An 11,868-nucleotide genomic window follows, 5' to 3' on the forward strand; every position below is an offset into this window, starting at 1 on the left:
ACTTCAACGGTCAAGGGGGAAAGCGCATGAACGACGACGAGAGCCGGGGCGCCGCCGTGGTGATCGGCGGCGGTCTGGCCGGCATCACCGCGGCGCTGTCCCTCGCCGACGCGGGGCTGAGCGTGACACTGCTCGAAGGGCGGCCGCGGCTCGGCGGGCTCGCCTTCTCCTTCAAGCGCGGCGACCTGACCGTCGACAACGGCCAGCACGTCTATCTGCGCTGCTGCACCGCCTACCGCTGGTTCCTCGACCGCGTCGAAGCCACGGCCCTCGCGCCCCTGCAGGAACGTCTCGACGTGCCGGTGCTCGACGCGGACCGGAACCGGCTCGGACGGCTTCGGCGCACCGCGCTGCCCGTGCCGCTGCACCTCGCGGCGAGCCTGGCCACGTATCCGCATCTGTCGCTCGCCGAGCGCGCCAAGGTGGGGCGCGCGGCGCTCGCCCTCAAGGGACTCGACCCGGCCGACCCCCAGCTGGACGGCCAGGACTTCGGCAGCTGGCTCGCCAGGCACGGTCAGTCGGCGCGCGCGATCGAGGCCCTGTGGGACCTCGTCGGTGTGGCCACGCTCAACGCCGTCGCGGGGGACTCCTCGCTGGGCCTTGCCGCGATGGTGTTCAAGACCGGGCTGCTCTCCGAACCCGGCGCCGCCGACATCGGCTGGGCACGCGTGCCCCTCGGTGATCTCCATGACACGCTCGCCCGCAAGGCGCTCGACTCCGCGGGCGTACGAACCGAACTGAGGACACGCGTCACCTCCATCTCCCGTACGGAGAACGGGGGTTGGCGGGTCGAAGTTCCCGGCGAGACGCTCGACGCCGACACCGTCGTGCTCGCCGTGCCGCAGGCCGAGACCCACGATCTGCTGCCGGACGGCGTGCTCGACGAACCCGACCGGCTGCTCGACATCGACGCGGCGCCGATCCTCAACATCCATGTCGTGTACGACCGGAAGGTGCTCAAGCGGCCCTTCTTCGCGGCCATCGGCTCGCCCGTGCAGTGGGTTTTCGACCGGACCGACGCCTCGGGACTGCGGGACGGCCAGTATCTGGCGCTCTCCCAGTCCGCGGCCCAGGACGAGATCGACGCGCCGGTCGCCGCGCTGCGCGAGCGCTATCTGCCGGAGCTCGAGCGGCTGCTTCCCGCCGCGCACGGCGCCGACGTACGGGACTTCTTCGTGACTCGGGAGCGCACGGCGACCTTCGCGCCGACTCCCGGCGTGGGCCGGCTGCGGCCCGGTGCTCGCACCAAGGCTCCCGGCCTGTACCTGGCCGGGGCGTGGACCGCCACAGGGTGGCCCGCGACCATGGAGAGCGCCGTCCGCAGTGGCATCAGTGCCGCCCGGGCCGCTCTCTCCACACTCGACCGCCCACGGGACCACCTCTTCGACGTAGAGGAGGCCGCGTGAAGCTAGACCTTCTGGGGTCAGGTCCCCGGGAATCAAGCACCGGAACAAGAGGAGAGACTGTGCCGACTGTGCCCTCGGCCGAATCGGCTGCCGACACGGTGGACGTGACCTCACTGCTCGAGCGCGGAAGGACGCTGGCCACCCCGGTGCTGCGGTCTGCCGTGGACCGCCTTGCGCCGCCCATGGACACCGTCGCCGCCTACCACTTCGGCTGGATCGACGCCGAGGGCAACCCGGCCGACGGCGACGGCGGAAAGGCCGTGCGCCCCGCGCTCGCCCTGCTCTCCGCCGAGGCCGCGGGCGCCGCGCCCGAGGTCGGCATCCCCGGAGCGGTCGCCGTCGAGCTCGTACACAACTTCTCGTTGCTGCACGACGACCTGATGGACGGCGACGAGCAGCGCCGCCACCGCGACACGGTGTGGAAGGTGCACGGCCCGGCCCAGGCGATCCTCGTCGGCGACGCCCTCTTCGCGCTCGCCAACGAGATCCTCCTGGAGCTCGGCACCGTCGAGGCGGGCCGCGCCACGCGCCGCCTGACCACCGCAACCCGCGCGCTGATCGACGGCCAGGCGCAGGACATCTCCTACGAGCACCGCGAGCGGGTCACCGTCGAGGAGTGCCTGGAGATGGAGGGCAACAAGACCGGCGCCCTGCTCGCCTGCGCGGTCTCCATCGGCGCGGTCCTCGGCGGCGCCGACGACCACACCGCCGACACCCTGGAGAAGTACGGCTACCACCTCGGCCTCGCCTTCCAGGCCGTGGACGATCTGCTCGGCATCTGGGGCGACCCGGAGGCCACCGGGAAGCAGACCTGGAGCGACCTTCGCCAGCGCAAGAAGTCACTGCCGGTCGTCGCCGCGCTCGCCGCGGGCGGAGCCGCGTCCGAGCAGCTCGCCGAGCTGCTCGCCGCCGACGCCAAGAGCAATGACTTCGAGAGCTTCTCCGAGGCGGAGTTCGCCGCGCGCGCCGCCCTGATCGAGCAGGCGGGCGGCCGCGAGTGGACCGCCGAGGAGGCCAGGCGCCAGCACGCCATCGCCATCGAGGCGCTGGACACCATCCAGATGCCGGACCGTGTACGGGCGCAGCTCGTCGCGCTCGCCGACTTCGTCGTCGTACGAAAGAGATGATCACTATCGCGCGGATATACGGGCCTTCTGGGGGGTGACCCCCAGACCCCCAGGCAGTCGCCGGCCGGCGCTTCGCGTCGGCCGACGGCGGACCCACAGCAGACGTATTCACCGCACTGCACGAAGGGGAAGCCATGACAGCGACGACCGACGGAAGCACCGGAGCGGTGACGCCCCGCGCAGCCTCGGCCAGCCATCCCACCGACACTACTGACACGACCGCCGCGACGGCAGGAGCGCTCGACGCCGCCACGCGCGCCATACAACGCTCCACCGATTTCCTGCTCTCCCAGCAGGACACCCAGGGCTGGTGGAAGGGCGACCTCGAAACGAACGTGACGATGGACGCCGAGGACCTGCTGCTCCGGCAGTTCCTGGGGATCCGGGACGAGCGGACCACGCGCGCGGCCGCGCTCTTCATCCGCGGCGAGCAGCGCGACGACGGGGCCTGGGCCACCTTCCACGGCGGACCCGGTGAACTCTCCACCACCGTCGAGGCGTACGTCGCGCTGCGGCTCGCCGGGGACGACCCGGACGATCCGCACATGGCGAAGGCCTCCGCGTGGATCCGGGACCAGGGCGGCATCGCCGCGAGCCGGGTCTTCACCCGCATCTGGCTCGCCCTGTTCGGCTGGTGGAAGTGGGACGACCTGCCCGAACTCCCGCCGGAACTCATCTACTTCCCCAAGTGGTTCCCGCTCAACATCTACGACTTCGGGTGCTGGGCCCGGCAGACGATAGTGCCGCTCACGATCGTCTCCGCCAAGCGCCCCGTCCGGCCCGCGCCGTTCCCGCTGGACGAACTGCACAGCGACGCGCGCCGGCCGAACCCGGGCAAGCCCCTTGCGCCCATGGCGAGTTGGGACGGTGTCTTCCAGCGCCTGGACAAGGCGCTGCACCTGTACCACAAGGTCGCCCCGCGCCCGGTGCGCAAGGCCGCGATGAACAGTGCCGCTCGCTGGATCATCGAACGGCAGGAGAACGACGGCTGCTGGGGCGGCATCCAGCCGCCTGCGGTCTACTCGGTCATCGCGCTGCACCTGCTCGGCTACGACCTGGAGCACCCGGTCCTGAAGGCGGGGCTCGCCTCGCTCGACCGGTTCGCCGTCTGGCGCGAGGACGGCGCCCGGATGATCGAGGCGTGCCAGTCGCCGGTCTGGGACACCTGCCTCGCGACCATCGCACTCGCCGACGCGGGCGTGCCCGCCGACCATCCGCAGCTGGTCAAGGCCGCCGACTGGATGCTCGGCGAGGAGATCGTGCGCCCCGGCGACTGGGCCGTGCGCAGGCCCCGACTGGCCCCCGGCGGCTGGGCGTTCGAGTTCCACAACGACAACTACCCGGACATCGACGACACCGCCGAGGTCATCCTGGCCCTGCGCCGGGTCGAGCACCCCGACCGCGCACGCCTGGAGAACGCGATCGGCCGGGGCATGCGCTGGAACCTCGGCATGCAGTCCAGGAACGGCGCCTGGGCCGCCTTCGACGCCGACAACACCAGCCCGTTCCCCAACCGGCTTCCGTTCTGCGACTTCGGCGAGGTCATCGACCCGCCGTCCGCCGACGTCACCGGACACGTCGTCGAGATGCTCGCCGTCGAGGGCAAGGCCCACGATCCGCGTACCCGCCGGGGCATTGAGTGGCTGCTCGCCGAACAGGAGGCGGACGGCTCCTGGTTCGGCCGCTGGGGCGTCAACTACGTATACGGGACCGGGTCTGTGGTGCCCGCGCTCACCGCCGCAGGACTGCCGGGCTCGCACCCGGCGATCCGCCGCGCCGTCGGCTGGCTGGAGTCGGTGCAGAACGACGACGGCGGCTGGGGCGAGGACCTGCGCTCCTACCGCTACGAGGAGTGGCGGGGTCACGGCGCCTCCACCGCGTCGCAGACCGCCTGGGCGCTGCTCGCGCTGCTCGCGGCCGGTGAGCGCGACGGCAAGGCCGCGGAGCGGGGCATCGCCTTTCTCGCCGAGACCCAGCTGCCCGACGGCTCCTGGGACGAGCCGTACTTCACCGGCACCGGATTCCCCTGGGACTTCTCGATCAACTACCACCTGTACCGGCAGGTCTTCCCGCTCACCGCGCTCGGCAGGTACGTCAACGGGGACCCGTTCGCGGGGTTGTCCGGCGAGTTGTCCGGCAAGGGGAGCTGATGGCCAAAGCCCCGGCCCGTCCGGACCCCGCACCGCTGCTGATCGCCTGCGCGCTCGGCATCGAGCATCTCGCCCTGCGCACGGGCGAACGCGGCGGCTCCCATGGACGGGTCACCGTGCTCCGTACGGGCATGGGCCCCAAGAACGCCGAGCGGGCCGTCACCGGTGCGCTCGGCAAGGAGTCGCTGTGCGACGCGGCGGTGGTGGCCACCGGCTTCTGCGCCGGGCTCGCCCCGGGCATGCACCCCGGTGACCTGGTCGTCGCCGAGGAGACCCGGTCCGCGCACGGCCGCACCCCTTGCGTCGGAACCGATCTCCTGGTCAAGGAGCTCGTGCGGGCCGTGCCGGGACGCACCGTGCACACCGGCCCGCTCATCGGCTCCGATCACGTGGTCCGCGGGCACGAACGCGCCGACCTGCTGGCCACGGGCGCGATCGCGGTGGACATGGAGTCCGCCGCGACGCTGTTCAGCGCGGTGCGGGCCGGAGAGAGGCCCGTTGCCGCCGTCCGGGTGGTCGTTGACGCCCCACAGTACGAACTGGTCCGCATCGGCACGGTGCGCGGTGGAATATCAGCTTTCCGCGTTCTTCGCGCCGTGCTTCCCGCTTTCTTCGAATGGCACCGTTCTTCTTTGCTCCCCCGGAGGTGAGCCAGATGGCCATGCCGCTGCGCCAGACCGTCAAGGTCGCGACATATCTCTTTGAACAGAAGCTGCGCAAGCGGGAGAAGTTCCCGCTGATCGTCGAGTTGGAGCCGCTTTTCGCGTGCAATCTCGCGTGCGAGGGATGCGGAAAGATCCAGCACCCGGCCGGAGTGCTCAAGCAGCGTATGCCGGTGGCCCAGGCCGTGGGCGCGGTGCTCGAATCCGGTGCGCCGATGGTGTCCATCGCCGGTGGTGAACCGCTGATGCACCCTCACATCGACGAGATCGTGCGGCAGTTGGTGGCGAAGAAGAAGTACGTCTTCCTCTGCACCAACGCCATGCTGCTGCGCAAGAAGCTGAAGAAGTTCACGCCTTCCCCGTACTTCGCGTTCGCCGTGCACATCGACGGAATGCGGGAGCGGCACGACGAATCCGTCGCGAAGGAGGGCGTGTTCGACGAGGCGGTGGAGGCCATCAAGGAAGCCAAGAAACAAGGTTTCCGGGTGACCACGAACTCCACCTTCTTCAGCAACGACACGCCGCAGAACATCATCGAGGTCCTCAACTTCCTCAATGACGAGCTGCAGGTCGACGAGATGATGCTGTCGCCCGCCTACGCCTACGAGAAGGCGCCGGACCAGGAGCACTTCCTGGGCGTCGAGCAGACCCGCGAACTCTTCAAGAAGGCTTTCGCCGGCGGCAACCGGCGGCGCTGGCGGCTCAACCACTCGCCGCTCTTCCTGGACTTCCTTGAGGGCAAGGCGGACTTCTCCTGCACCGCGTGGGCGATCCCGAACTACTCGCTCTTCGGCTGGCAGCGTCCCTGCTATCTGATGAGCGACGGGTACGTCCCCACGTACAAGGAGCTCATCGAGGAGACCGACTGGAGCAAGTACGGCCGCGGCAAGGACCCGCGCTGCGCCAACTGCATGGCGCACTGCGGCTACGAACCGACCGCCGTCCTCGCCACCATGGGCTCCCTCAAGGAGTCCCTCCGCGCCGCCCGTGAGACGGTCTCCGGAAACCGCGGGTGACGTCATGACCCCTGGAACGCCCGTCTCGCTGGGCCTTCCCGAGCTGCCGGTCCGGCCGATCTCGGAGCGCCGCGTCGCGCGGCGCATCGAGGTCGGGCCGGTGGCCGTGGGGGGCGGCGCACCGGTGTCGGTGCAGTCGATGACGACGACGCGTACGTCCGACATCGGGGCGACGTTGCAGCAGATCGCCGAGCTGACGGCGTCCGGCTGCCAGATCGTGCGGGTCGCCTGCCCGACGCAGGACGATGCGGACGCGCTGGCGACGATCGCGCGGAAGTCGCAGATCCCGGTGATCGCCGACATCCACTTCCAGCCGAAGTACGTGTTCGCGGCGATCGACGCCGGGTGTGCGGCGGTGCGTGTGAACCCCGGCAACATCAAGCAGTTCGACGACAAGGTCGCGGAGATCGCGCGGGCCGCGAAGGAGACGGGCACGCCGATCCGCATCGGTGTCAATGCGGGCTCCCTGGATGCGCGCCTTCTTAAGAAGTACGGCAAGGCGACCCCCGAGGCGCTCGTCGAGTCGGCCCTCTGGGAGGCGTCCCTCTTCGAGGAGCACGACTTCCGGGACATCAAGATCTCGGTCAAGCACAACGACCCGGTCGTGATGGTCAACGCCTACCGGCAGCTGGCCGCCGCCTGCGACTATCCGCTGCACCTCGGTGTGACGGAGGCCGGTCCGGCCTTCCAGGGCACGATCAAGTCGGCGGTCGCCTTCGGGGCATTGCTGAGCGAGGGCATCGGCGACACCATCCGGGTCTCGCTGTCCGCGCCGCCCGCCGAGGAGGTCAAGGTCGGCATCCAGATCCTGGAGTCGCTGAACCTGCGCCAACGGCGCCTGGAGATCGTCTCCTGCCCGTCCTGCGGGCGGGCGCAGGTGGACGTGTACAAGCTGGCCGACGAGGTCACTGCGGGCCTCGACGGCATGGAGGTGCCGCTGCGCGTCGCCGTCATGGGGTGTGTCGTGAACGGTCCTGGGGAGGCCCGTGAGGCGGATCTCGGTGTCGCGTCCGGCAATGGCAAGGGGCAGATCTTCGTCAAGGGCGAGGTCATCAAGACCGTGCCCGAGTCGAAGATCGTGGAGACCCTCATCGAAGAGGCGATGAAGATCGCCGAACAGATGGAGGACGACGGCATCGCCTCAGGGGTGCCCGCCGTCACCGTGAGCTGAACAACCAGAGAGGGGGCCCGAGCATGACCATTCTGGACACCATTCGGGGGCCGCGCGATCTGAAGGCGCTGACCGAGGCCGAGCTCGACGAACTGGCCGAAGAGATCCGGGAGTTCCTGGTGCACGCGGTCGCCAGAACCGGCGGCCATCTCGGGCCCAACCTAGGGGTGGTGGAACTCTCCATCGCCCTCCACCGGGTCTTCGAGTCGCCGGTCGACCGCATCGTCTGGGACACCGGCCACCAGAGCTACGTACACAAACTGCTCACCGGCCGACAGGACTTCTCCAAGCTGCGCGGCAAGGGCGGCCTCTCCGGCTACCCCTCGCGCGCCGAGTCCGAGCACGACATCGTCGAGAACAGCCACGCGTCCACCGCGCTCGGCTGGGCCGACGGCCTGGCCAAGGCGCGCCAGGTGCTCGGCGAGCGCGGGCATGTGGTCGCCGTCATCGGGGACGGCGCGCTCACCGGCGGCATGGCGTGGGAGGCGCTCAACAACATCGCGGCCGCGAAGGACCGGCCGCTGATCATCGTCGTGAACGACAACGAGCGCTCGTACGCCCCGACGATCGGTGGCCTCGCGAACCACCTCGCCACGCTGCGTACGACCGACAGCTATGAGCGGGTGCTCGCCTGGGGCAAGGACATACTCCAGCGCACTCCCGTCATCGGGCACACCGTGTACGAGTCGTTGCACGGCGCCAAGAAGGGCTTCAAGGACGCCTTCGCGCCGCAGGGGATGTTCGAGGACCTGGGGCTCAAGTACGTCGGGCCGATCGACGGGCACGACGTCGGCGCCGTCGAGTCGGCGCTGCGACGTGCGAAACGCTTCCACGGCCCCGTACTGATCCACTGCCTCACCGAGAAGGGGCGCGGCTACGAACCGGCGCTCGCCGACGAGGCGGACCGCTTCCACACCGTCGGCGTGATGGACCCGCTGACCTGCGAGCCGCTCGCACCCTCCAACGGGCCTTCCTGGACCTCGGTGTTCGGCGACGAGATCGTCCGCATCGGGGCCGAGCGCCAGGACGTCGTGGCGATCACGGCGGCGATGCTCGGACCGGTCGGCCTTTCGAAGTTCGCCGAGGCGTACCCCGACCGGGTGTGGGACGTCGGGATCGCCGAGCAGCACGCCACGGTGTCGGCGGCCGGGCTCGCGACCGGGGGCCTTCACCCCGTCGTCGCGGTCTACGCCACCTTCCTCAACCGGGCTTTCGACCAGCTCCTGATGGACGTGGCGCTGCACGAGTGCGGGGTCACCTTCGTCCTGGACCGGGCCGGGGTCACGGGCGTCGACGGTGCGTCCCACAACGGCATGTGGGACATGTCGATCCTGCAAGTTGTGCCGGGGCTGCGGATCGCGGCGCCGCGCGACGCCGACCAACTGCGGGCGCAGCTGCGGGAGGCGGTCAGTGTCGACGACGCGCCCACGCTCCTGCGCTTCCCCAAGGAGTCCGTGGGGCCCGCGATACCCGCCGTCGACCGGATCGGCGGCATGGACGTGCTGGCCAAGGACCCGGACGCGGAAGTCCTTTTGGTGTCGGTCGGCGTGATGGCGCCCGTCTGCCTGCAGGCCGCCGAGCTGCTGCGGGAGCGGGGTCTCGGCTGCACCGTGGTCGACCCGCGCTGGGTCAAGCCGGTCGACGCCGAGCTGCCGGGGCTCGCCGCGCGGCACCGGGTCGTGGGGGTCGTCGAGGACAACAGCCGGGCGGCGGGCGTCGGCGCCGCGGTGGCGCTGGCGCTCGGCGAGGCCGAAGTCGACGTACCCGTACGGCGGTTCGGCATCCCCGAGCAGTTCCTGGCGCACGCCAAGCGGGGCGAGGTGCTCGCGGACCTCGGGCTCACGCCGGTGGAGATCGCGGGGCGGATCAGCGCCACGCTGGCAGCCAAGGAGAAGGACGGATGACCAAGGAGTTCGACCTCGGCAGACTCCTCGCCGAGCGGGGCGCCGAGCGCTACGACCTGCATGCGCGGCACCTGAACCACCAGCTGCCGCGGATGCTGCACACCATCGGCTTCGACAAGGTCTACGAACGGGCCGAGGGCGCGTACTTCTGGGACGCGGACGGTGACGACTACCTCGACATGCTCGCGGGCTTCGGCGTGATGGGGCTCGGCCGGCACCACCCCGTGGTCCGCAAGGCGCTGCACGACGTCCTTGACGCCTCGCTCGCCGATCTGACGCGCTTCGACTGCCAGCCGCTGCCCGGCCTGCTCGCCGAGCAACTCCTCACGTACAGCCCGCACTTGGATCGGGTGTTCTTCGGCAACAGCGGTACGGAGGCCGTCGAGACGGCGCTGAAGTTCGCGCGGTACGCGACCGGGAAGCCGCGGGTGCTCTACTGCACGCACGCCTTCCACGGCCTGACCACAGGATCGCTATCGGTCAACGGCGAGAGCGGCTTCCGGGACGGCTTCGCGCCGCTGCTGCCCGACACGGCGATTCCGCTCGGCGATCTGGACGCCCTGGCGAAGGAGCTGAAGCGGGGCGACGTGGCCGGGCTCATCCTGGAGCCCATCCAGGGCAAGGGCGTGCACGAGACGCCGCCCGGATATCTGCGCGCAGCACAGGAGTTGCTGCACCGGCACAAGGCGCTGCTCATCGCCGACGAGGTGCAGACCGGCCTCGGCAGGACCGGCGACTTCTACGCGTACCAGCACGAGGAGGGGGTCGAGCCGGACCTGGTGTGCGTCGCGAAGGCGCTCTCGGGCGGCTATGTGCCGGTCGGCGCGACGCTCGGCAAGGACTGGATCTTCAAGAAGGTCTTCTCGTCCATGGACCGGGTGCTCGTGCACTCGGCGAGCTTCGGCTCCAACGCACAGGCGATGGCCGCCGGGCTCGCGGTGCTTTCCGTCATGGACCAGGAGAAGGTCGTCGAGAACGCCCGGGTGACGGGGGAGCTGCTCAAGAGCCGGCTCGCCGCGCTCGTCGACCGCTATGAGCTCCTGAGCGAGGTGCGCGGCCGCGGCCTCATGATCGGCATCGAGTTCGGGCGGCCCAAGTCCCTGAAGCTGCGCGGGCGTTGGACGATGTTGCAGGCGGCGCGCAAGGGTCTGTTCGCGCAGATGGTGGTCGTGCCGCTGCTGCAGAAGCACCGCATCCTCACGCAGGTCTCCGGCGACCATCTGGAGGTCATCAAGCTGATCCCGCCGCTGATCATCGGGGAGCGCGAGGTGGACCGGTTCGTCGACGCCTTCACCGCGGTGATGGACGAGGCGCACAGTGGCGGCGGGCTGATGTGGGACTTCGGTCGGACGCTGGTGAAGCAGTCTCTGCAAACGCGCTGATCACGCCGCCTTCCGCCGCTGGCTCTCGGGCCGGATGCGAGGCTTTTGCCTCTGGGGCAAGAAAGTTGCCTCAGAGGTAAGGGCCTGGCTCAATCAACGTATGAGCCCTGCCGAGCCGGAGCCGGTCGACCCCGAGGCCGCCGAACCGCTGCCCGCCGTCGCGCCGCAACTGCGTGACCTGCGACGACGTGCCGCCCTCACGCTGGAGGCCGCGGCCCGCACCGCCGGGCTCTCGCCCGCCCATCTCTCCCGCCTGGAGACCGGGCAGCGCCAGCCGTCGCTGCCGATGCTGCTCGCGCTAGCCCGCACCTACGGTACGACGGTCTCGGAGCTCCTCGGCGAGACCCCCGCGGACCGGGATGCCATCGTCCGCGCCGCCGACATGGAGCCGACCCGTGCGGGCGGCTGGACCTACTGGCAGGCCGGCGCACCGGCGCGCGGCATGCAGGCGCTGCGGGTGCATGTGCCGCACGGCGCGCAGGGCGACATCGTGCGCGTCCATCCCGGCGAGGAGTGGCTGTACGTCCTGAAGGGGCGCCTTCGGCTGCGGCTCGGCGACGCCACGTACACCCTCGAGCCCGGGGACAGCGCGCACTTCGACTCGCTGACCCCGCACCGGATCGCCGCCGCGGACCACCACGGTGCCGATCTTCTCTTCGTCCACACCCTGCTGCAGAGTCCCGCCACCGCACTGTGCCTCGGCGGGACCGCGCACAGCCCCACCCCGGGAGACCCGCGATGACGGAACCTGAAGCGCAGCAGCCGGACCAGGAGCAGGATCAGCCGGGCCAGGAGCAGCCGGCCCGCAAGGCCATGTCCATGGAGGAGAAGTTCCCGCGGGGACTCTGGGTGCGGCTGATCGTCTACGTCGCGGTCGGCCACCTCTTCGCGGCCTTCATCTACCTGCTCTTCTCGCTGGGCGCGCAGAACCAGTAGGGGAGGAAACCCGTTAGGGCTAGGGCCTGTCCGATGGGTCGGGCCGGTCTTCGCGCCGGGTGCCGGTTCAGCAGGGCCGAGCGGGCCCTGGTGCGTGCAGCTGCAAGGCGGAGG

Annotated in this window: 10 protein-coding genes; all 10 read left to right on the forward strand. The window is 70.1% G+C overall.

The features are described from left to right. The first annotated feature begins 26 nt into the window (after positions 1–26). The 10 genes from hpnE to AB0O76_RS43135 all read left to right on the forward strand — a co-directional run bounded on the left by hpnE (position 27) and on the right by AB0O76_RS43135 (position 11,754). Positions 27–1,406 (forward strand): hydroxysqualene dehydroxylase HpnE, encoded by a 1,380-nt coding sequence (gene hpnE, locus AB0O76_RS43090; RefSeq protein ID WP_365503155.1) that lies wholly within the window; start codon positions 27–29, stop codon positions 1,404–1,406. Next, positions 1,403–2,533, forward strand: a complete 1,131-nt coding sequence (locus AB0O76_RS43095) for a polyprenyl synthetase family protein (RefSeq protein WP_365503158.1) — start codon at positions 1,403–1,405, stop codon at positions 2,531–2,533. Before hpnE ends, AB0O76_RS43095 begins: the two co-directional genes overlap by 4 nt. Before the next feature lie 134 nt (positions 2,534–2,667). Next, a complete protein-coding gene (gene shc / locus AB0O76_RS43100) occupies positions 2,668–4,683 on the forward strand; it encodes a squalene--hopene cyclase (protein ID WP_365503161.1) in 2,016 nt (671 codons plus the stop codon). Further along, positions 4,683–5,333 (forward strand): 1-hydroxy-2-methyl-2-butenyl 4-diphosphate reductase, encoded by a 651-nt coding sequence (locus AB0O76_RS43105; RefSeq protein ID WP_365503164.1) that lies wholly within the window; start codon positions 4,683–4,685, stop codon positions 5,331–5,333. The genes shc and AB0O76_RS43105 overlap by 1 nt, the downstream gene beginning before the upstream one ends. Positions 5,334–5,338: 5 nt before the next feature. Beyond that, positions 5,339–6,361: an adenosyl-hopene transferase HpnH gene (hpnH, locus tag AB0O76_RS43110; protein ID WP_365503167.1), complete on the forward strand. Its 1,023-nt coding sequence runs from the start codon at positions 5,339–5,341 to the stop codon at positions 6,359–6,361. Positions 6,362–6,365: 4 nt separating this feature from the next. Then, complete coding sequence (gene ispG / locus AB0O76_RS43115; RefSeq protein ID WP_365503170.1) at positions 6,366–7,532, forward strand: flavodoxin-dependent (E)-4-hydroxy-3-methylbut-2-enyl-diphosphate synthase; 1,167 nt, start codon at positions 6,366–6,368, stop codon at positions 7,530–7,532. 23 nt (positions 7,533–7,555) lie between these two features. After that, positions 7,556–9,436, forward strand: coding sequence for a 1-deoxy-D-xylulose-5-phosphate synthase (dxs, locus tag AB0O76_RS43120; protein ID WP_365503173.1), 1,881 nt, complete (start codon positions 7,556–7,558; stop codon positions 9,434–9,436). Beyond that, the gene (locus tag AB0O76_RS43125; RefSeq protein ID WP_365503176.1) at positions 9,433–10,818 is read left to right on the forward strand and encodes an aspartate aminotransferase family protein; all 1,386 of its coding nucleotides are present in this window, start codon (positions 9,433–9,435) and stop codon (positions 10,816–10,818) included. Before dxs ends, AB0O76_RS43125 begins: the two co-directional genes overlap by 4 nt. A gap of 100 nt (positions 10,819–10,918) precedes the next feature. After that, complete coding sequence (locus AB0O76_RS43130; RefSeq protein ID WP_365503179.1) at positions 10,919–11,560, forward strand: XRE family transcriptional regulator; 642 nt, start codon at positions 10,919–10,921, stop codon at positions 11,558–11,560. Then, positions 11,557–11,754, forward strand: coding sequence for a DUF6126 family protein (locus AB0O76_RS43135; protein WP_365503182.1), 198 nt, complete (start codon positions 11,557–11,559; stop codon positions 11,752–11,754). The genes AB0O76_RS43130 and AB0O76_RS43135 overlap by 4 nt, the downstream gene beginning before the upstream one ends. Positions 11,755–11,868 lie beyond the last annotated feature (114 nt).

The organism is Streptomyces sp. NPDC086554 (assembly GCF_040686095.1).
Lineage (GTDB): Bacteria > Actinomycetota > Actinomycetes > Streptomycetales > Streptomycetaceae > Streptomyces.

Coding starts and splice junctions, on each gene's coding strand:
- hpnE (WP_365503155.1), top strand. CDS start 27: ATGAACGACGACGAGAGCCGGGGCGCCGCCGTGGTGATCGGCGGCGGT.
- shc (WP_365503161.1), top strand. CDS start 2,668: ATGACAGCGACGACCGACGGAAGCACCGGAGCGGTGACGCCCCGCGCA.
- AB0O76_RS43105 (WP_365503164.1), top strand. CDS start 4,683: ATGGCCAAAGCCCCGGCCCGTCCGGACCCCGCACCGCTGCTGATCGCC.
- hpnH (WP_365503167.1), top strand. CDS start 5,339: ATGGCCATGCCGCTGCGCCAGACCGTCAAGGTCGCGACATATCTCTTT.
- ispG (WP_365503170.1), top strand. CDS start 6,366: ATGACCCCTGGAACGCCCGTCTCGCTGGGCCTTCCCGAGCTGCCGGTC.
- dxs (WP_365503173.1), top strand. CDS start 7,556: ATGACCATTCTGGACACCATTCGGGGGCCGCGCGATCTGAAGGCGCTG.
- AB0O76_RS43125 (WP_365503176.1), top strand. CDS start 9,433: ATGACCAAGGAGTTCGACCTCGGCAGACTCCTCGCCGAGCGGGGCGCC.
- AB0O76_RS43130 (WP_365503179.1), top strand. CDS start 10,919: ATGAGCCCTGCCGAGCCGGAGCCGGTCGACCCCGAGGCCGCCGAACCG.
- AB0O76_RS43135 (WP_365503182.1), top strand. CDS start 11,557: ATGACGGAACCTGAAGCGCAGCAGCCGGACCAGGAGCAGGATCAGCCG.